Genomic DNA, 19,409 nt, shown 5'->3' on the forward strand with positions numbered 1-19,409 from the left:
ATGAAGTGAACCCCGAAAACGGGACACCTATCAAAACACCTAAACCACTTGTTCCCTAAATTCTTTAGGGGATAGGTGGTTTAATTTTTCTTGAATTCGCACACAATTGTAGTAATGAATGTATTCTAGCATAATCTTTCGCACAGTTGTGTTGGATACTTTTGTTATCTCTTGTGAATAGAAGGATTCACTTTTTAAATGACCAAAGAAGCTTTCCATGACGGCATTATCATGGCAATTTCCTCTCCGGGACATGCTGGTGATAATGTCGTTTTCTTTGGCATATGCTTGAAATTCCTTCGCTGTATAAATACTTCCTTGATTTGAGTGAAGAAGGACATCTTTTACTTTTCGCCCTCTCATTGCTTGTTTTAATGTCTTCATTGCTAATGGCAGTGCTTGGGACTCGCTGATGACATAACTAATAATTTCACGATTAAAGGCATCCATAATCGTTGATAAATACAAGGTACGCTCTTCAAATAATAGATACGTCACATCCGTAAACTACTTTTCATTTGGTGCGGATGCATCGAATTGGCGTTCCAATCGATGAGGGGCTACTACTGGCTCCGCACCACTGATATATTTCTTTTTCTTTCGACGAATTTTTGAGAGAATCTGATTTTGTCTCATGATTCGTAATACTTTTTTATGTTTCACACACAGCCCCATTTTCCGAAGAGTTGCGGTCACTCTTCGATATCCATATCGTAATTTATGCCGAAGACAAACATCCTTTATTTCTCTTCTATCTCATCTCTTAGGTCCACTGTTCGTTGTAACCAACGATAAAATGTAGACCGGGGTAATTCTAATACATTACACAATTCTTTTACCGTTATTTTTGTTTTTAAATCGGTCCATAAAGTAACTACAGTTTCCGGGTTCAACTCCTTTCGATTTCCAGATACTTTCCCCATATCAGTAATTTTGTTTTTAACTGTTTATTTTCTAACCGTAGCTGTTCCAATTCATTTAACTCTTTTGACCCTTTTCCATAAAAATATTGTTTTCCTACAGGTTGTTGAAAACGGTACGTTTGACCGGTACGATACCACTTCATCCACGTCTTAATTTGGGAAACATTTTTAATTCCAAACTTCTCCATAATGGTCCGATTGGAATATCCATCCTTTTTCATTTCAATCACTTTCCACTTTATTTCTTCTGGGTAATGAACTCTTGTCTTCAAACCAAAAACACCTCCATTGAATTTGCATACTTAGAATGCGAATTCAGGAGGTGTTCTTTTCATGTACCACTATTCGGGTTCACTTCAATATATGACATTAGCTCATTTTAGAAAATTCCTTACCAAAAAGAAGCATATATGATGAGGTGGACATATTTTAAACTATATTCCATTGGAAAGGTGCGGACACGTATATGAATTTACATTACAAGAAAAAGTTCATTATAACAAGCATGCCTTATTTTCCACATATTAATTTATCAGGCCTTCCTGAAGTAACAAGAATATCTTCATGCTTTCCTAAAACTCCAAAAACGAAAAAACCACTAAAATCCCCCAAATCAAAAACATTGTGCTTTAGGCAATTTATAGAGCATAAAATCCAATTAATTCCTCCTGCCAAAAAAGGAACCATCAAAGTGGATAGACAAATATTTACTACGATTGAAAAGGTGTGTTCAGAAGTAGTTACTATTTCAGGATTTATCCGTAAGACTATTACCTATACAGCATTAGCTTATAACAAGGTAATTCCAAACTATAGGATCCAAGGTGACATTCCCTTTCAAGGTCTTATAGAATCAAAAGACATTAATGAGGAGCATCAATTTAGCATCATCGAAGAAAAAATATTCGGCGATGTTTTTAAACGTGAAGCTAGCTTTGAAAATCCAAAGAAATTCCAAGTATACAATTCTCCATTTACTTTCAATTTTATAGAGAATGATGCTGTAAAAGTTTCTATAAAAATGAGTACTTAGTAAATTAACATTCTCCTATTTTGAATATTAATTCAGCTCATGCCAGAGGCTAACTTTGTAATTACTATTCTTTCTAACATCACTTATTATCTGCTGAAAAAACATTTTCAAATGGATTCAATACCTTATGTAGAATTTAAAATAATCATTTTTCTTGGAAGAATAAGTGAAAAAGATGAGTTTAACACTGATAGTGCCACGACTAGTTACCTTGCTAGAAAGTTAAATAGAACTAGGGGAAAGGTTTCAGAGTTAATGAACGGTTTAATAGAAAAGGGACGATTAGCAGTTGCAGAAACTAGAACAAATACCGAAGATGGCCGTATGGGTACAACTCATACATGATTTGTAAACCCCAATATTATCCGCTGTTCTTCAAAAAATCGAGTAAGTAGATAAAGTAACTCAAGAAAGCTATAAAAACCACTTAATAGTTTTAATCTGTACCCTTTGTAAAGCACATTTTGAAAAAAGTTAGGCAACATCAAGAAGATGATTTCTGTATCCAACAGGAGTCATCTTTTTTAAATTCCATTGATATCTATAATGATTATAATACGTCATATATTTCTTAATCTCTTGTTTCAATTCATTAAAGGACACGCAAGGTTTTATATGAGCTTTATCTTTCAGATGACCAAAAAATGATTCTTGTGGGGCGTTATCCCAACAGTTTCCTCTTCTTGACATGGATTGTCCAAGGTTTAGCTTTTTAACTAGCTTTTGATAGGTAGGGCTTGTGTAGCGGGATCCTTGATCTGAATGAATATAAGCACCTTCAGTCAATCGAATCCGCGGATTCCTTTTTAGTTTATGGAGAGTTGTCGTTACGAGCTCTAATGTCATCTGTTCTGAAACATGGTAAGCTAAAATTTCATTAGTTGAGCCGTCTAAAATTGTAGATAAATAGGCTCTTTGATTCTTACCGTAAACTAAATAGGGGATATCTGTAAGAAGTGTTTTCCCTGGGGTATTTTGTTTAAATTCCCGATTTAATTGATTCGGTACTATTCGATGTTCTTTTGTAGCTTTAAGCATTCTTTTATAAGGATTCGCTTTGCGAACCGGACAGATAATCTCGTATTTCTTCATAATTCTACGGATACGCTTTAAATTGTAGACAACTTGAAACTGACTCGCCAATGTCATCTTTATCTGACGAGCCCCCTTGTTTCTATTTCTAAATCGAAGTGCTTTTAATATGGTTTCCTTCAAGATTTCATCTCGATCACTCTTTTGTTTCCGTTGTTCTTGAGATGAAACTGAAAAGTAATTATAGTATCCCGAACGGGATACACCAGCTACTTTACACAAATGACTGACCATATTCCTTAAGTTGTATTTCATGATGACAGAACGAATCAAGATGAATTTCTGACTAGGTGGTAGTGTTATTTCCTTCTCATCCTCCCTTCCATAAGTTTGATTTTTTTTAGCAATTCGTTTTCCGCCTTTAGTAAGTTTCGTTCGGCTTCTAAACGGGCATACTTTTCTTCTAATGTAAGCTCTCTCTCAAGAGTTCTTCCAGCGTTTTCGATACGTGTATCCCTTAAACCCAATACACCATTTTTTCTATAAGCAGCACGCCATCTACTTCCCGATGACATAACTCGTTTCATTCCAATCATATCTATATCAAAACCACATTCTTCAAAAATATTTCGAGGTAGCTTTCCTTTTTCATTTTCCTCAATAAAAATATGCTTAAATTCCTCTGTATAAGTGATACCTTTCTGACTTACAGATTTTACGTATAGGTTATTTGATAGAATTTGAATTTCTCTTTCTGTAAATAGTTTTTTTGTCATTTTCAACATTCTCCGATCCCAATTTTCCTTTTATTATACAAGAAATACCCTATAGAATAGACTTTTTTCAAGTGTCTATTCTATAGGGTACATTTTATAAATCCTAGCCCTTTTTATTATACATTAAATTAGTGTATCAACCACCGTGATCTCCAACTGAAAGACTTTGAATCACTTCGTAAGATTGTGGAGTTTTCGCTATATTCGTTACACCTATAGTCAAGGTTATAGCCGTGACAATTCCCATTAAACTGAATGCTATTTTTTTCATTTTAAAGCTCCTTCCTCAAAAAATTTTCGTTTCGCTTGCAACCCTAAATGGAAATACTTACTGGCCGCATGATGATTCTTTTCATCATAAAATTTTGTTCCCAGCGTCTCATAAGACTCTTGAACATCTTCATACAATCCTTCTCTTTCGAAGTAATCAATTCCTGCTAGCACTACTGTTTCGAGTATTTGAGTAGGTGAAGCATTGTTTAGCTCTTGTAAAATGAGATATCGATGTATGAACTCTTCTTGATTTAGTTTCTTACTAATATTTAATCCGTTCTCAATGAGTTCTGCTGCGACATCTCGCTCGTCCAGTTTGTAATGTTCCAACGCCTTTGCATACATGGCTTTGTAATGGTTTGGAGACTTTTCAATGACTTCAGATAAATAACGAATCGCTAAAGATGATAGGTTTTGTTTAGAATACATCCAACCCAAGTTATGGCGCACCATAATAATAAACTTATCTTCTCCGACTTTCTGGAACTTGTCCATTGCACCCGCAAAATGTTCCTCTGCTAATGACCATTCTTTTAAGTTTATACAAGCTAACCCCAACAAGTTCTCACAAAATCCGACATTACGCTCATAATCAGCATGGGCTAAAAACATTTCTTTTGCCTTTGTTGTGTACTGAAAAGAGACCAGCGAATCACAAATATCAAAATGGAATGCACCTAACTTATAATAAAATTCAGCTTTCTCAACGTCATCATTGATAAGCTCTAATAATTTTTCGGCTTGATCAAAGTGTTCTTTTGCAACCTTGTAACTACCAGTTCCACTAGCATGGATAGCTTTAAAGAAATGATAATAATAAGTTAAAGTGTTGTTAGAAGGAATCTCAAAAGATTCTACTTTATCAAAACTACTTGTAGAAACACCTAAGTTATCAATTACATATTGATGACGAAAATCTAATAATGAATAGTATAATAATAAGTCCTGATCTTCTATGTTTTGAATTTTATCATCAATTTCTTCTTTTAAACGATGCGCATTACTTATGCGCCGTGCACGAATTTCCACATACCAATCATTTAATAAGCCCAGAATCTGTTCGTTTCCTTTGATTGCTATATTCATAATCTACCCCCTCAATACCAATTATCATATATTCTTTTAATAATATAATAACAGAATTTGTAATTTAATAGGTGTATTTTCAAATATATATCAATAAAATTCAGAATATTATTACTATTATTTTCAGAACTATAGCCAAACAAGAACCCCAAAATGAAATGAGATTCTTGTTTTACTGTCCAATGCTATTCTATAAACCTAGCACACTAACAATCTGACATGCTTTGGAATTTGCAATATGATAATACATCTCTAACCCTTTTCTTTCCGAGCGTAGAATCTTGCCACGCATCTTAGATAAATGCTGAGATACAGTTGATTGGGGTACTTCTAATAGCTCTGTTAACTGTGTTACATTACAAACTTTGCGACGTTCTAGCTCCTTCACAATTTGTAACCTAACTGGATGGGCCATAATCTTTAATAATTCTACATCCGCCTCTGGGATTTTGTACATTTCATTACTTACTTGAATAGTTGTCATTTTAATTTCTCCTCGTATATTATATTTAAGCTGTAATTCAAACTTAGGTTTTCTTCCTATTCAGTCAATAATGATTTACCAGGTGCCATAGCGCTGAAAGAACGATTATTACAGCGTATAGCCAATCAAAAAGTAGAAATTTTTAAAATGGGTTTAGAATCTACATCTGTTTATAGTTTTCATCCATCTATGTTTCTTCATTATGATAAAGAGTTACAAAGTTTTGGAGCAAAAGTCTTTCTAATGAATCCAAAACAAATTACGAACTTCAAGAAAAGCTATTCTGACATGGATAAAACAGATGAGATTGACGCCTTCGTCATCGCTGACTATTTACGGTTCGGACGAAATCAAATGTCTATCGTAAAAGAAAGCCAGTACGTAGCACTACAACAATTGACAAGATCTCGTTATCAGCTCGTTAGAATGTTAACAAAGGAAAAACAACATTTTCTACAACACCTAAGTTATAAGTGTAATACGTTCTCACAAGAGGTGGATTCTTCTATATTCGGTAACGCCATGATGGAGCTATTCCTTGAAAAATTTAGTCTAGAGGAATTAGAAAAGACAATTAAAGCAGGAATTTCTTATTTTAATAGAGAAGAGCTACATGAATATGTGCAAGAATACGCTAAAAAATTAGCGATTTTATTCCATCAAGAAAATAACCGTTCAAAAGCAAGCGATTATTTTTATCTTAGCCATCAAGCAGAAGAACAAAACTTTGAAAAGGAGGCTTTAAAATGAAAAAAGTAATGTTTAGCTTAATTGGATTAACAGCCGCATTTACGTTTATGTTTATGTTTAACGCTAACAATGGAACTGATACACAAAAAGCTCTTAGCGAGGATAAAGTCACACAATATGCTCACGGCCATACTGGTGGATGATAAATAAACAAAGGTCTTCACTTCATTGTGAGGGCTTTTTATATTTTATAAGAATTCCCATAAAAATGTTAGAATTACACCATTAGTTTCATAAAATATAATTTAGAAACATTAGAATATTTATAGAGATGAGGAATCTATTAATGTATTCACAAGACAATTTTTATAAAAAATTAATTAAAGAACAAAGAGTTGTAAATATTTTTCTAATTAACGGGGTTAGAATACCTGGAATCATTATTGCAGTGGATAAATTTTCAGTGCTAATCTCCACCCATGGAAAACAACAATTCCTTTATAAACAAGCGATTTCAACAGTTTCTGTATAAACTATCATGAACCCCGGTATTTCATTATTAATATAAAAACGAACCAAACATATTGAGAAACAAAAATATACCCTTCACAAAACCAAATAAACCAACGTTTTCCAATCTTTCTTAATATTCCACTTTTAGGTAAAATATCCCAAAAATATTAGTAGATTGTATTATGTAATAGAACCTATTATTACTTTAAAAGGAGATGGAGAAATTATGAAAAATGCATTAAGAAAATTAAGAGTATCCTCACTTGCTCTAACATTAGGAGTGGTTTCATTCGGGGTACTATCGCCAAATGCGAGTGCGGAAGGATTAGTGTATCGTGTTGGAGACACTATTTATGATACTCGTGAGACAGAAGAAAAAACAACGATACAAGAGAGTTTGAATCCCTTAGAGAACTCTTCAGGGCTAGCAGCACAACCTACTGTTAATTCAAAAGTATCAAGATATTTAGTCCCACCGCTTATAAGTGCAACGGCAACATCCTCGGCTACAATGAAACAAAATAAAATTGTAGCTAAAACAAGAGCATATAATGATTTAGGTGGGCTTATGGGGACAAAAACAGATTCTGCTAGTAATTCATCTTACGCAGGTGCAACAGTAAGTACAGGTATTAAATATATTTCTAGAGCTATTGGTAATCATACGTATGAAAAATCTGGGTATGTAACTATTAATCATGAAACAAGAACTTCATAAAAACAAATAAGTTACGTGACGAAAAAACATAAAATTAATTCATAAATAAAAAAAGGTTGATCTAATATTCAAGCGTTAAATGATTATTAGATTAATCTTTTTATACTGATGAATAATAAGGAGCGATTATGAAAAAGAGTTGGATTTTATTCATTTTAGTTTTTATATGTATTATTTCTATTAGTATTTTTGTTGTTCTTAATAATAAAGAAAATTCAAGTTCAAATGTAAAATCTACTGAAGAGCAACTCACAAAAGGATCTAATCGCTTGGGGTATGGAATGATGGGAAAAGGAAATAAAATAATAGATAATGGGAGTGTATTAAAAGATATATCCGACGGGAAAATCGATTCAAAGATTACTTTAAATAATTATATTGACAAAGATCGGAAGTATAAAATCCTTGTAATGAATAATTTTCAACAAGTTCCATTTGAAGCAAATAAGAAAAAAGATGAAAGTCATGCTTTTCTTGCTAAAGCTAACACAACTGTAGATACAAACATTTCAAATAAAGTAAATGACTATATAAATGAAGTGGCATATTTAATCATTAAAGATCCAGATCTCTTGATAGAAAAATTAGATTTAGATAAAGCAGGAGCAGTGTAGCAAGTATTACCTTTACGGTATAGTTTGGAAAATAAAACAACTCCTTATTATCAATACGAGAGTATTGCGCCCTTAAAAACAAGCGATAAACAACCAATTGATAATGTCTTTATTAGCGAAACAGAAGATGAATTAATTGCTTTGATGTCTGCCAAAAGCGGCCAAGAGATTTATTTAACTGTAGGAAATCCCACTGATGAGGTTATGGATTATGCTTTAGTATCCTTTTTAGATTGGGAACAAGTACCGCTGATTAATGAGGAGGTAGTGCTGTATGTAACTGTTAACCCTAATGAGAAAAAAGTATTTCAATTAAAATTACCAGAGACAGACAAAAAGAAAAATTATCAAGTGCTAGCATTTCCGTTTCCATACAAAACAAGTTATGAAAATTTTGACTCACATACAGTTGAAGGGACTTTTAGAACTGTGATTCAACCAAAATAAAATAGGGGTAGCCTGACATAGCTACCCCTATTTTATTTGTATTCTCATAATCTCCCTCTCTAGGTATTTCAGCCAAAAATTTGTTCTATTTTTATCTTCTTCCCTTACTAAATCTTTATAAATTATCATAGAACATGTTTATTTTTGTAGCTTTAAAATAAAGTTTGATTAAAAATATCGTGTTAACCCGTATTCTATGGTAAATAAAAAGAATCCATTTTGAAAAAGATTGATCAAAATGGATTCTTATCCAGCAGGTTTATGTTTTGGTTTTATAAAAAAGTTTGATCATTTTCTATCAATGAAAACAATTAATTGACTATTTTTATTATGAAAAGGTCGGAGCAGGAAATTCATCAATTTTGATACGAAGTAAACTATAAGGTTTCTGTCGTAAGTCTTTTCCATAATGAAATCTAGGCTGTCGATGTAATTGGTTCACAATGACATACAAATATTGATCCGGACCAATTGAAAAAGTATCCGGCCACAAAATTCTCGGATCATGTGCGATAGTTTCCATTATGCCATTTGGCAATATCTTACGGATACTGTTGTTTTCATAATCTCCAGCATAAACAGTTCCCTTTGCATCGGTGATCATTCCATCAGACGCACCTTTTTCTCCCCAATACTCCACATGATAAGGTAAATAATACAGGGTTTTATCAATCTTTTTTATAAATTATCAAACTTTATTTTAAATCAATAATTTTATATGTTTCGTATACAGGTAACATATTACAATGAACCCTTAATTCTTAGACTGGCCAATGAGAATTAAAGACTATCATTAAACATATCTATTAATTTATCTACTGTATTGTTACTTTCAAAAACAACAAAACATTTAATTTCCCTATCTATTGTAGATAGGGCTTACCAAGAAAGAGTGCAGACATGTTCTGCACTCTTTCTATCAACCTATTTCGAATTAAAATTACAGACCTAATACTCCGACAATCTGGCATGCTTTAGCATTGGCAACATGGTAGTACATCTCCAATCCTTTTCTTTCTGCACGAAGAATTTTCCCGCGCATTTTTGATAGATGCTGAGATACGGTAGATTGAGGTATATTTAATAGCTCCGTTAACTGTGTTACATTGCAAATCTTACGATGTTCTAACTCTTTTACAATTTGTAGCCTAACTGGATGAGCCATGATCTTAAGTAATTCTACATCTGCCTCTGGAATTTTGTTCATTTCATTATTTACTTGTAGTGTTTTCATTTTTGTTATCTTCCTTTTCATATTTCTTATTTTTAAATTAAGTTTTAAATGCATTTAATTAGACTTACATGTAAATTTCTCTTGTTTAGCGATCTGTTTTACTACGATTTAATTTACTGTTTGGTTTTATGTACAGAAGTACGATTATAGCTAAAAAACCAACAAAAGATAGCATAGGTATCGAGATGAAACCAAATAAATTCAGGTAATCTTCTGTACAAGAAACTCCTACTGAACATATCTTCATCTCACTAGCTGGAAACGTTTGAATTGTAATTTGATATACCGATAACATTAAGCCGATACACGCAAATGGAAATGCATACGTGCGAATTTTTTCTATATATCCCTATCCCCAATATTAATACTAATGGATACATGGCCATTCTTTGGTACCAGCACAAATCACATGGCGGCAGCTTCATCCATTCACTAAAAAACAAACTAATTAACATTGCGCTAGTAGCTATCGTCCAAGCAAATACAATGTGATACTTTTGAATGATCAACATCTTATTTTCGCCTCACCTAATTTTTAAAATACAAAACATTTGCTAATATATGACTAGTTTATTTCCGTGTTTCGAGTACCCTGTTTCAATGGAAAGTATCCAATCATTGATATCTTCCCAATCGTATCCCCTCTCTTTTAATTCTAAAGGAAAAAAATTCTCAAAATCATCGCGCATTTCGTACATGGTTTCTAATGCTTTTTCTAGCGGACTAAATCCATATACAATATGTGTATGTACTCTTTTATTTTTCTTTTCTGCTACAGCTAAATATACATACCGTCTTTCTTTCGCTAAAACAAACTTCAAAAATCCAGGTACTTGACTCAACATTTACACTCCTTTACGGTTTTCCTTACCGAGGTTAAAAAGACACGAGTAGGAAAACCATTAAGTTTTAATTTACTAATTTAATAAATGTCCCGTTTTTTTTGCTTTGAAAATACAAAAAAACGCTCATCATCACAATATTTATTACACCAGCTGCAGCACCAATTTTGGAGATAACATACACATATTCATTATTACTAAATGGCAATAGGCTCGCGAAAATAAATAAAATTGAAATGATAAAGGATAAGAACATATTTCTTTTGTTTTCATTCATTCAAAAAACCTCCATTTTGCACAAATATTTGTATTGCAATGGATTAGAATGCTAAGCCGCATCATTACGGTTATAATGATGTTTCTCTTCATCCACATACCCTTTTATGTTCCAAACGCCAGTCTTTGATGCTTTTGCTTCTTTTTCGCTTTCTAGCATTTGTGGTAGCAAAGTAGTGTTAGGTTTTGAAATGTAAGCTACAATACCATATCCTGATTTGATCATTAACTCGTTTATATGTATCCCTTCACAAAATACATATGCTAATTTCCTGCCATACTTGTCCTCTTTGGGTCCACGATCATAGACTATTGTTACATTTTTTCCTTTTAACTGTTTCTTTAGAAATGAAGATGCTTCTTTTCCCATCTTTTGCGGTGGGATTTTTTGAGATACAGACTCAGGGGTATCCAATAACAGTAATCTTACCGTCTGTTTCTGCCCGTTTACGTTCACGTCTATCGTATCTCCATCCTTTATATGTATTACCTTCCCTTTAACAGTCTCTAAGCCTTTTAATTTCTCATTATAAGCTTCTGGAATATCTACAATACCATTCCCTACTGTGTGCTGTTGTATTCCGTTTTGTACTGTTTGGGCAGGTCTTGAATCATTTTTTGTTTGCGTCAAATTACTACATGCTGTCATTTGAAATACGAATGATGTTATACAAATAGCCTTAATCCATATTTTCATATCGAATTTTCTTCCTCCTAATCAAAATACGTAAATAGCTACCTCTAATAAACAAACGGACTCTCTATTGTATTTACTTCTCGATAATTACAACATAGGCAAAACTGTATCCATTTTGGGTGATCATTATAAAGTACTCTATATGACCGTTCCTTACACTGCGGGCATGTTGACACCATACTTTCTTCATTTTCTTCCTGACTTTTCAATTTTTCAAAAGATACATTAGCAGATGCTATATTACTGTTACACAATATATATATCCCCCTTTTGAGTCTTGAAATCTTAAAAATACATAAAAAGGACACACCTATGGCATATGTATGCGTAGGTGTGTCCTTTTGCAAGATAGTTTTAGAAGTATTTTGTTACTTTCATCATATCATATTTCTTATTAATTTTATATATGAAATTTAGGATTTTGCGATATTATTTCTTCTTCTCATTTATAAACATAATGCCTTGTTTTTGCATAACATAGCTTAATTTTGTATCAAGTTTTTCTCCATTATTCCTATTTTCAAAACCTGAGATTGTATTGATCTTATTCTTTTCTAATAACTTTTTTAATTTCGTGCTAGTTATTTTCTTTTTCAACATGATGTTATTTTTCTTTTATTTTGGGTAAACACATATTAGAGGTAGAAAAATGGAAAACTTCTCTTATTCTAAAATAATTCCCTCGACACAAAGATACTGTCTTGTACAAGTATTCAACTTAACAAATATGTTTTAGGAAGGTTAGAAAAAATGGATATTTTATTAGCGATTTTACCAGCCTTATTTTGGGGAAGTATTGTACTCTTCAACGTTAAACTAGGAGGCGGTCCTTACAGTCAAGTACTTGGAACTACCCTTGGCGCTCTAGTTTTTTCTATCGGTGTTTATATTTTTATAAAACCCGTTTTGACGCCTATGGTGATAATTATCGGGATTATATCAGGCCTATTTTGGGCATTAGGACAAGCCAATCAATTGAAAAGTATTGATTTAATTGGGGTTTCTAAAACAATGCCTATTTCAACAGGAATGCAATTAGTTTCGACTACTTTATTTGGGGTCATTGTATTTCATGAATGGTCAACAACAACATCTGTTGTATTAGGTGTTCTGGCACTTCTTTGTATCATAATTGGAATCGTTCTCACATCTCTCCAAAGCAAAGAAGAGAAAAACAATGAACAAACAGGAAATTTCAAAAAAGGGATTGTGATTTTATTAATTTCAACTCTTGGTTACTTAGTATATGTGGTAATTATCCGCCTATTCGGTATAGACGGATGGTCAGCGTTATTACCACAAGCCATTGGTATGGTGTTAGGTGGAATCCTATTAACCTTTAAGCATCAACCATTTAATAAATATGCAATTCGCAATATTATTCCTGGTTTAATTTGGGCAGCCGGAAATATGTTTTTATTTATTTCCCAGCCACGTGTAGGGGTGGCAACAAGTTTTTCTCTTTCCCAAATGGGGATCGTGATCTCAACTTTAGGTGGAATTTTTATATTAGGTGAAAAGAAAACAAAACGACAATTTATTGCAATTGTCATTGGAATTATCTTCATTATTGCAGCTGGCATTATGTTAGGAATTGCAAAAGGATAAAAAGGAGGAAAAAATTATGTATACAGATTTAAAAGGGAAAGTTGTTGTTATTACAGGTGCATCCACAGGATTAGGAAGAGCGATGGCAATTCGTTTTGGAGAAGAACAAGCCAAAGTTGTAATTAATTATTATTCAAACGAATCAGAGGCAAATGAAGTAGTACAAGTAGTTAAGCAAGTAGGTGGAGAAGCAATCGCGGTAAAAGGAGATGTAACAGTTGAATCAGATGTTATTAATCTCATTCAATCTGCTGTGAAAGAATTTGGTACACTGGATGTCATGATTAATAATGCGGGTATCGAAAATCCAGTACCTTCACATGAAATGCCATTAAGTGATTGGAATAGGGTAATTGCTACGAATTTAACAGGGGCTTTCTTAGGAAGCCGGGAAGCAATTAAATATTTTGTTGAGCATGATATTAAAGGTAGTGTTATTAATATGTCAAGCGTTCACGAGCAAATTCCATGGCCATTATTTGTACACTATGCAGCAAGTAAAGGTGGCGTTAAGCTAATGACAGAAACATTAGCACTAGAATATGCACCAAAAGGAATCCGTGTAAATAATATTGGACCTGGTGCTATGAATACGCCGATTAATGCTGAAAAATTTGCGGATCCAGAAAAACGTGCCGATGTTGAAAGTATGGTTCCAATGGGGTATATCGGAGAACCGAAAGAAATTGCAGCGGTAGCAGCATGGCTTGCTTCTTCACAAGCGAGCTATGTAACAGGTATTACACTGTTCGCTGATGGTGGCATGACGCTATATCCATCTTTCCAAGCTGGACGTGGTTGATTGATATATAATTAAATTAGCTACTTTCAATAAGTTTAAACGCGGCAGTTAGCTTTTTATTGAATAACTTTTTAATACATGTGAATACTATAGATACACCAAGGTCGAATACGAATAACCATTGCGTTCTTCTTATTCGTAGAGCAGTTAGCTTTTGCTAACTGCTTTTCCTTTAGGAAAAATAAATGAATTTTTATTAGGTTCATTTTCATTCCTGTTTACACTATAACTGTAGCTTTATATTGCACATCTTTTACATGCAGAACTTAATTTTCTTTCACACAACAAGTAGTTAGCTTATTAAAAGGGTACTTGGGCATTTGCCCATCCTCCGAAAATAATTTCTTCAAGAGATTTATCAAAAAGATTAACATAATCCATAACGACTGTTTCAGTAATAAAATTCCCGCTTTTAGGAATCTTCATATTTTCAATTCGACTTACAGCAGATTTATCACTAATCTTCTCCATTGGAATACCCAAATCTAAGCGTAATTTTTTGCAACGTTCTGCAATTCTTTCAACTAAATATTTTTCTATATCAATCATTCGAATACCAACTCTCTAATCTCTTGAGGTACCTCTACAGTTTTCCATAAATCCGTTAGATTTACATCATCACTACTTGGACGAATATCCATTTCTTTATTAACCTTAACAAATACAGGAACTTTCATAGCATTGCCGGTAATAATAGCTTCACCTTTACCTAAACTAGGTATCCTCCAACATCATAATAATCGCATATCAACAATGTCCCACTACAAAACCCACAAACTTTCATTTGGGAACGTTATTTTAAATGGGATATGTAAAGACTTAACCCCACTATACTAGTAACTCATAGTTAGACTAAATAAAAATGATACTTTCAAAATACCAATAGCTAAAGAACATGCTTTGTTTGAAGTATATTTTATACAGATTTAGAGATTTACTAATTCAGCTAGTTTAGCAGCTACATCTCCGAGTGATTCTTCAGATGTATCTAATCCGCTTCTAGACGCTAATAAGGGACTTACTTCTCTCAAAGCATCATAAGTTGTACCATGAACGATTGGGATTAGACGATCTGTAGCAAGTAATACAGACAACTCTTTATCCGCAACACCTTCATTCGAAAGACGGTTCAGGAAAGCAGGAGTCACTAGTACAATTCCGACCTTTGAATTTACCAATCCCTTATCAATAGCTCGTAATAATGGTTGACCAAGTAAGACATCTTTTTCGCTAAACCATACTGATACACCTAAAGTCTCAAGTAAATCATGTAAGTCTTTAGCAGACTCTTTTCTATCATCCCAGGCATGACATAAAAAAACATCTCTTAAATCTGGTTGAGTAACAGTTATTTCTTCTACTTTATCACGAATTGGCTTAAGGCTTCTAATTTCCGCTGAAGTATAGAGTACTGTGGAAGTAGACTTTGACCAACGTGCTTTAGAATTACGAGCCGCACTTCCATTGCTGATTGAGTTACTTCTCCCCGTATTTTCTGAAACTGAAGAATAAGACGGGAATTAAGTATTGGAACTGTAATAATTACCACGAGAACGTCCTCTACATGCTGGGCAATTTGCTGCAGCACTTGCTGAACTATGTCCTCTTACTGGAGCTGTACATCTAACCATTTTTATGCCTCCTGAATATTTATGATTTAGGATTATACTCTTAGAATATATTACCTACTTTTATAATATCAGAAATAAATATTTTATGAAAAAACTTGTTTGATAAATACTAAATCAAATGCCCCTTATTTTCGTAATAAGGAGCACTTGTTCTCAAAGCCATGTTCAGTTAAATTTTTAACTTTAGTATATGAAATAGCTACATTTTTTTAGATGGACCTCAAAAAAATAAAAGATATTAAATTAAGTTATTAAGTTTGTGCATATTAGGCATAGGAATCCCCATTTTATCTCCTAACTGCAGCATTTTTTTGAAATTATCTTTCATTTCATCCATTGCTAATAATGCATGGGCTGTAAAACGTTGAACAATCGGATTTTCTTCAAAATTATTTTTAAACATTGGGTATAATGCAGAAAATGGCATATTATACATTTCAACTTCAGGAAATTCGCTTAAATTAACTCCTCTTTTTTCACATAAACTATAACATTCGCTCATTGCTTTAAAGCAAGTTTCTACTAATTTTTCATCTTTTAAATACTTTTCAATATCATTATATTTCGAAAGTCCAACTCCAATAGGACCCGATCCTACATTATGCATCCATAATGCATGTAATATGTTTGTAGGAATTTCAGGAATAATAGCACACTCTTCAAACATCTTAATCATTTTGTTTAGTAATGGTTTTTGTTCTTCATATATTGCACCTAATTTAACATCTTGCCCTATATTTCCCCAAAGCAAGTTACCTTTAAACGTACCTCCACCTCCAGGGTATCCCATAATATATTGTTCTTTTTTGAACATACTATCAATTTCGTTTGTTCCATCCCAATTTAAAGTAAATAACAAATAATTTGCATTAGGTGCTTGTTTTATAAGTATTTCAAGAACCTCATATAATTTACATGAATTTACAGGTACAATTATTAAATCATAATCACACTCCACACTAACTACACATTTATAAGTATATTCTCCAATTGTATACATATTTTCTTCATTTTCACGTTCATCTATAACGTCATATGATATAGTTCTTTTGTTCATAAGGTTAAACTTGTTTTCACGAACAAAATGAGTAATTTCATGATGTTTTGAAAGTGCATGGGCATAAAGGGTCCCAATTACTCCTGTGCCAACCATTAATATCTTCATTATTTTCACCTCGACTCAAATAATTTACTAATAAAACTAAATGTATTATTTTCAGCACCCAAACTACGTGTAAGCAATTCCTCAAACGCATTAACTTTTGAAATCATTGTTTCTTCATTCCATTTAAATAAATCAATATCTAAATAAAAATTAGAAAGGGTTAAAATCATCTCGGCTGTTTCAAGGGGGTAGGTTACATGAAAAATTCCCTCTTTAACCCCTTGTGCTATTATTTCGGCATAAATGGGTGCAAATTGTTTAATAATGCTAACTATTAATTTCTGATGAAATATTGCATTTGATGGAGAATTAATTTTTTCATTTTGCTCATTATTATTACTGGCAATTTGTATCCCAATTAAAATAATTTGTTTAAGCCTTTCATCAGATTTCAATTCTTTTACATCCTGTTCTGTTATTTCCTTAGACCAACGTTTAACATACATTTCTATTGCTGCATCCGCACACTCTTCTTTAGAAGAAAAATAATGATAAAATGCACCCTTTGAAATATTTAATGTCTTAATAATAAATGAGAGTGTTGTATTCTCATAACCATTTGTAATAAATATATTCCATATTTTTTCTAGTAGCTCATTTCTTTTGTTATTGAAATCTTTATTTGTTCTAGCCATTTTCCCTCCCTATAATTAAACCGACCGACGGTTTAATTATAGTTTATAACAAATAATTTGTAAATACTGCCAGGGTTCTGTCGCATGCCCATCAATCTAAAGTTTTAAATTATCCCCCAAACGAAAATTTTGTGTCTTTTATAGCAACGAAGCTCATTTTTATCGTTTTGGGGGCAACACGTTCTATTAGCTTGATAGGCATGTGGCGGGACCCCACATCCATCAACTTAAGGATTTAGACTATTTTTGAAGTTAAAAGCACGTTACTATTTTCTTATGTTAATGAGAAAAGGGTGACGTGCTTTTTATGAATATGAATCAAAAACAAGAATTATCTTTATTCGCTGAAGAGTTATATCGATATATGTCTCCCGCTACACTTAATCAATTAGCCATAGAAGCAGGCGGGATGAAACGAAAACGTAAGTGCCACGGGCACCATTTCTTATCTTTGTGTGTATGGCTTAATCAACAAGTCGCTACTACCTCTCTTACTCAACTATGTAGTCAATTAGAAACTTCAACAGGAGTTTTATTAAGTCCGGAAGGACTTAATCGGCGATTTAACTCGGCTTCTGTAGCCTTCTTTCGAACGGTGTTTACTACACTTCTACAAGCTAAAATTGGAGGCGTATCTAAGATTTCTCATTCTCTTTCTTCCTACTTTGAGCGCATTCGCATCCTTGATTCTACAACCTTTCAAGTTCCAGATCGATTCGCATCCACTTATCCTGGTGCCGGAGGATGTAGTCATAAAGCTGGTGTGAAAATTCAACTAGAGTATGACTTGTTAAGTGGAGAATTTTCTGATGTGAAAATTGAACCAGGAAAACGAAGTGATCAGGCATATGGTGCGACTCGAACAGGCATGATACAAAAGAATGAGCTGTATATTCGTGACTTAGGATATTTTCGTCTACAAGACTTTCAGTCTATTCAAGACAAGCAAGGGTATTATTTATCTCGTCTTAAGTTACCAACTAAAATATATAGAAAAGAGTTCGAAACAGTGGTATTTAAAACAAAACCCTCTCAATTAAAACCGGTATATATACAAATTCATTTGGAAGACATTATGAAACAATTACAACCTGGCCAAGTGTATGAATTACACGATGTATATGTAGGGAGTAAAGACAAACTGCCTACTTGTATTGTAGTTTATAGGTGTACCGAGGAGCAAAAACGGAAACGCCTACATGACCGAGCTATTCGTGAAAAGAAAAAAGGAATTACATATACAGAGCGCACGAAGCTTTTACAAGGTATTACGGTATATATGACAAACATTCCTACGGAATGGGTACCAAAAGAGAAAATCTATGATTTATATTCATTACGTTGGCAAATTGAGCTGTTATTTAAAATATGGAAATCTTGGTTTCAAATTCATCGTTGTAAATCTATTAAACAAGAGCGATTAGAATGTCATCTTTATGGGCAACTCATTAGTATTCTACTATGTTCTTCTACTATGTTTAAAATGCGAGAACTCCTATTACGTAAGAAACAGAAAGAGCTAAGTGAATATAAAGCGATGTACATAATTAAGGATTATTTTTCACTTTTTTACCAAGCATTACACAAAAACACCCAAGAATTATCAAAGGTTCTCCTTCGTCTGTTTAACCTCCTACAGCACAACGGACGAAAATCTCATCGATACGAGAAAAAGACAGTCTTTGATATTTTGGGTGTTGTCTATGAGTATACCACTTCCATTCATCAGGTAGCATAATTATAGTGAAAAAATTGTAACCCTTCGGGGTTTATTTGATATGCCTACTTTTAGGATATCTATAAAAAATAATGAAAAACTACATGGAAAGATCCGCCTTTGTATAAACATATACCTTAAGTTGATGGATGTGTGGCGGGACCCCATCACCATCAATCTAAAGTTTTGAAGTACCCTCTAAATGAAATTTTT

At 33.1% G+C, this 19,409-nt stretch carries 22 protein-coding genes and 6 pseudogenes; 12 read left to right on the plus strand and 16 right to left on the minus strand.

Translation table 11 applies throughout. From position 1 onward, the window contains the following. Positions 1-39: 39 nt before the first annotated feature. Positions 40-1,195 (minus strand): annotated as a pseudogene (locus B9A45_RS30170) (IS3 family transposase). A 194-nt stretch (positions 1,196-1,389) separates the two neighbouring features. Between B9A45_RS30170 and B9A45_RS30175 the strand changes: the two are divergent. Both B9A45_RS30175 and B9A45_RS33070 read left to right on the plus strand, forming a co-directional pair. Beyond that, the gene (locus B9A45_RS30175; protein ID WP_084065792.1) at positions 1,390-1,956 is read left to right on the plus strand and encodes a hypothetical protein; all 567 of its coding nucleotides are present in this window, start codon (positions 1,390-1,392) and stop codon (positions 1,954-1,956) included. A 39-nt stretch (positions 1,957-1,995) separates the two neighbouring features. Further along, the gene (locus B9A45_RS33070) at positions 1,996-2,301 is read left to right on the plus strand and encodes a MarR family transcriptional regulator (RefSeq protein ID WP_084065793.1); all 306 of its coding nucleotides are present in this window, start codon (positions 1,996-1,998) and stop codon (positions 2,299-2,301) included. Positions 2,302-2,430: 129 nt separating this feature from the next. Here the strand turns inward: B9A45_RS33070 and B9A45_RS30185 are convergent. The 4 genes from B9A45_RS30185 to B9A45_RS30195 all read right to left on the minus strand — a co-directional run bounded on the left by B9A45_RS30185 (position 2,431) and on the right by B9A45_RS30195 (position 5,607). After that, positions 2,431-3,773, minus strand: a protein-coding gene (locus tag B9A45_RS30185; RefSeq protein WP_142263112.1) for an IS3 family transposase whose coding sequence is annotated in 2 segments (ribosomal slippage) — positions 2,431-3,392 and positions 3,392-3,773 — 1,344 coding nt in all. Because the reading frame shifts where the segments join, the coding sequence is not laid out codon by codon here. Positions 3,774-3,900: 127 nt separating this feature from the next. After that, positions 3,901-4,035 carry a hypothetical protein gene (locus tag B9A45_RS33075; protein WP_256891733.1) on the minus strand — a complete coding sequence of 45 codons (135 nt, stop codon included), beginning with the start codon at positions 4,033-4,035 and terminating at the stop codon, positions 3,901-3,903. Beyond that, a complete protein-coding gene (locus tag B9A45_RS30190; protein WP_084065794.1) occupies positions 4,032-5,123 on the minus strand; it encodes a response regulator aspartate phosphatase in 1,092 nt (363 codons plus the stop codon). Before B9A45_RS30190 ends, B9A45_RS33075 begins: the two co-directional genes overlap by 4 nt. 190 nt (positions 5,124-5,313) lie before the next feature. After that, a complete protein-coding gene (locus B9A45_RS30195; RefSeq protein WP_084065795.1) occupies positions 5,314-5,607 on the minus strand; it encodes an ArsR/SmtB family transcription factor in 294 nt (97 codons plus the stop codon). A gap of 54 nt (positions 5,608-5,661) precedes the next feature. Here B9A45_RS30195 and B9A45_RS30200 point away from each other — a divergent pair. From B9A45_RS30200 to B9A45_RS30220, 7 genes and pseudogenes are all read left to right on the plus strand, one after another. After that, positions 5,662-6,171 (plus strand): annotated as a pseudogene (locus tag B9A45_RS30200) (IS110 family transposase); the annotation flags it as partial. Beyond that, positions 6,148-6,357 (plus strand): annotated as a pseudogene (locus B9A45_RS33305) (tetratricopeptide repeat protein); the annotation flags it as partial. The pseudogenes B9A45_RS30200 and B9A45_RS33305, both read left to right, overlap by 24 nt. Beyond that, the gene (locus B9A45_RS32435) at positions 6,354-6,500 is read left to right on the plus strand and encodes a hypothetical protein (protein ID WP_179135420.1); all 147 of its coding nucleotides are present in this window, start codon (positions 6,354-6,356) and stop codon (positions 6,498-6,500) included. The pseudogene B9A45_RS33305 and the gene B9A45_RS32435, both read left to right, overlap by 4 nt. 143 nt (positions 6,501-6,643) lie before the next feature. After that, entirely contained in the window at positions 6,644-6,829 is a 186-nt protein-coding gene (hfq, locus tag B9A45_RS30205) for an RNA chaperone Hfq (protein ID WP_084065796.1), read from the plus strand. A gap of 207 nt (positions 6,830-7,036) precedes the next feature. Next, entirely contained in the window at positions 7,037-7,528 is a 492-nt protein-coding gene (locus tag B9A45_RS30210) for a hypothetical protein (protein WP_084065797.1), read from the plus strand. Between the two features lie 128 nt (positions 7,529-7,656). Then, positions 7,657-8,142 (plus strand): hypothetical protein, encoded by a 486-nt coding sequence (locus tag B9A45_RS30215; RefSeq protein WP_084065798.1) that lies wholly within the window; start codon positions 7,657-7,659, stop codon positions 8,140-8,142. 24 nt (positions 8,143-8,166) lie between these two features. Next, complete coding sequence (locus B9A45_RS30220; protein WP_084065799.1) at positions 8,167-8,589, plus strand: hypothetical protein; 423 nt, start codon at positions 8,167-8,169, stop codon at positions 8,587-8,589. A 328-nt stretch (positions 8,590-8,917) separates the two neighbouring features. Here the strand turns inward: B9A45_RS30220 and B9A45_RS30225 are convergent. From B9A45_RS30225 to B9A45_RS32525, 7 genes and pseudogenes are all read right to left on the minus strand, one after another. Next, positions 8,918-9,235, minus strand: a pseudogene (locus B9A45_RS30225) (gluconolaconase); the annotation flags it as partial. A gap of 294 nt (positions 9,236-9,529) precedes the next feature. Beyond that, a complete protein-coding gene (locus tag B9A45_RS30230) occupies positions 9,530-9,823 on the minus strand; it encodes an ArsR/SmtB family transcription factor (RefSeq protein ID WP_000854874.1) in 294 nt (97 codons plus the stop codon). 85 nt (positions 9,824-9,908) lie between these two features. Continuing rightward, positions 9,909-10,335, minus strand: a pseudogene (locus B9A45_RS30235) (disulfide bond formation protein B). A 42-nt stretch (positions 10,336-10,377) separates the two neighbouring features. Further along, positions 10,378-10,665 carry a hypothetical protein gene (locus B9A45_RS30240; protein ID WP_084065800.1) on the minus strand — a complete coding sequence of 96 codons (288 nt, stop codon included), beginning with the start codon at positions 10,663-10,665 and terminating at the stop codon, positions 10,378-10,380. A 67-nt stretch (positions 10,666-10,732) separates the two neighbouring features. Further along, positions 10,733-10,942, minus strand: a complete 210-nt coding sequence (locus B9A45_RS30245; RefSeq protein ID WP_084065801.1) for a hypothetical protein — start codon at positions 10,940-10,942, stop codon at positions 10,733-10,735. A 51-nt stretch (positions 10,943-10,993) separates the two neighbouring features. Further along, a complete protein-coding gene (locus B9A45_RS30250) occupies positions 10,994-11,638 on the minus strand; it encodes a thermonuclease family protein (RefSeq protein WP_084065802.1) in 645 nt (214 codons plus the stop codon). Between the two features lie 429 nt (positions 11,639-12,067). After that, positions 12,068-12,238 (minus strand): DNA topoisomerase I, encoded by a 171-nt coding sequence (locus B9A45_RS32525; RefSeq protein ID WP_084065804.1) that lies wholly within the window; start codon positions 12,236-12,238, stop codon positions 12,068-12,070. Positions 12,239-12,388: 150 nt separating this feature from the next. Between B9A45_RS32525 and B9A45_RS30265 the strand changes: the two genes are divergently transcribed. Together B9A45_RS30265 and gdh are read left to right on the plus strand one after the other, a co-directional pair. Beyond that, positions 12,389-13,246 (plus strand): RhaT/GlcU family sugar-proton symporter, encoded by an 858-nt coding sequence (locus B9A45_RS30265; RefSeq protein WP_084065805.1) that lies wholly within the window; start codon positions 12,389-12,391, stop codon positions 13,244-13,246. 16 nt (positions 13,247-13,262) lie between these two features. Beyond that, positions 13,263-14,048, plus strand: coding sequence for a glucose 1-dehydrogenase (gdh, locus tag B9A45_RS30270; protein WP_084065806.1), 786 nt, complete (start codon positions 13,263-13,265; stop codon positions 14,046-14,048). Between the two features lie 300 nt (positions 14,049-14,348). On the opposite strand, the gene B9A45_RS30275 is transcribed toward gdh, so the two are convergent. The 4 genes and pseudogenes from B9A45_RS30275 to B9A45_RS30295 all read right to left on the minus strand — a co-directional run bounded on the left by B9A45_RS30275 (position 14,349) and on the right by B9A45_RS30295 (position 17,479). After that, positions 14,349-14,597 carry a hypothetical protein gene (locus tag B9A45_RS30275; RefSeq protein WP_084065807.1) on the minus strand — a complete coding sequence of 83 codons (249 nt, stop codon included), beginning with the start codon at positions 14,595-14,597 and terminating at the stop codon, positions 14,349-14,351. Positions 14,598-14,974: 377 nt separating this feature from the next. Beyond that, positions 14,975-15,679 (minus strand): annotated as a pseudogene (locus B9A45_RS33310) (toll/interleukin-1 receptor domain-containing protein). Positions 15,680-15,917: 238 nt separating this feature from the next. Next, on the minus strand, positions 15,918-16,844 hold the full coding sequence (locus B9A45_RS30290) for a ketopantoate reductase family protein (protein ID WP_084065808.1): 927 nt from the start codon (positions 16,842-16,844) through the stop codon (positions 15,918-15,920). 5 nt (positions 16,845-16,849) lie between these two features. Then, positions 16,850-17,479, minus strand: a complete 630-nt coding sequence (locus tag B9A45_RS30295) for a TetR/AcrR family transcriptional regulator (protein ID WP_084065809.1) — start codon at positions 17,477-17,479, stop codon at positions 16,850-16,852. Between the two features lie 307 nt (positions 17,480-17,786). Here B9A45_RS30295 and B9A45_RS30300 point away from each other — a divergent pair, with 307 nt between their 5' ends. Beyond that, the gene (locus tag B9A45_RS30300) at positions 17,787-19,217 is read left to right on the plus strand and encodes an IS4 family transposase (RefSeq protein ID WP_084065810.1); all 1,431 of its coding nucleotides are present in this window, start codon (positions 17,787-17,789) and stop codon (positions 19,215-19,217) included. Positions 19,218-19,409 lie beyond the last annotated feature (192 nt).

Origin of the sequence: Bacillus sp. JKS001846, assembly GCF_900176455.1 — a bacterium.
In the GTDB taxonomy this organism is placed as follows: Bacteria; Bacillota; Bacilli; order Bacillales; family Bacillaceae_G; genus Bacillus_A; species Bacillus_A cereus.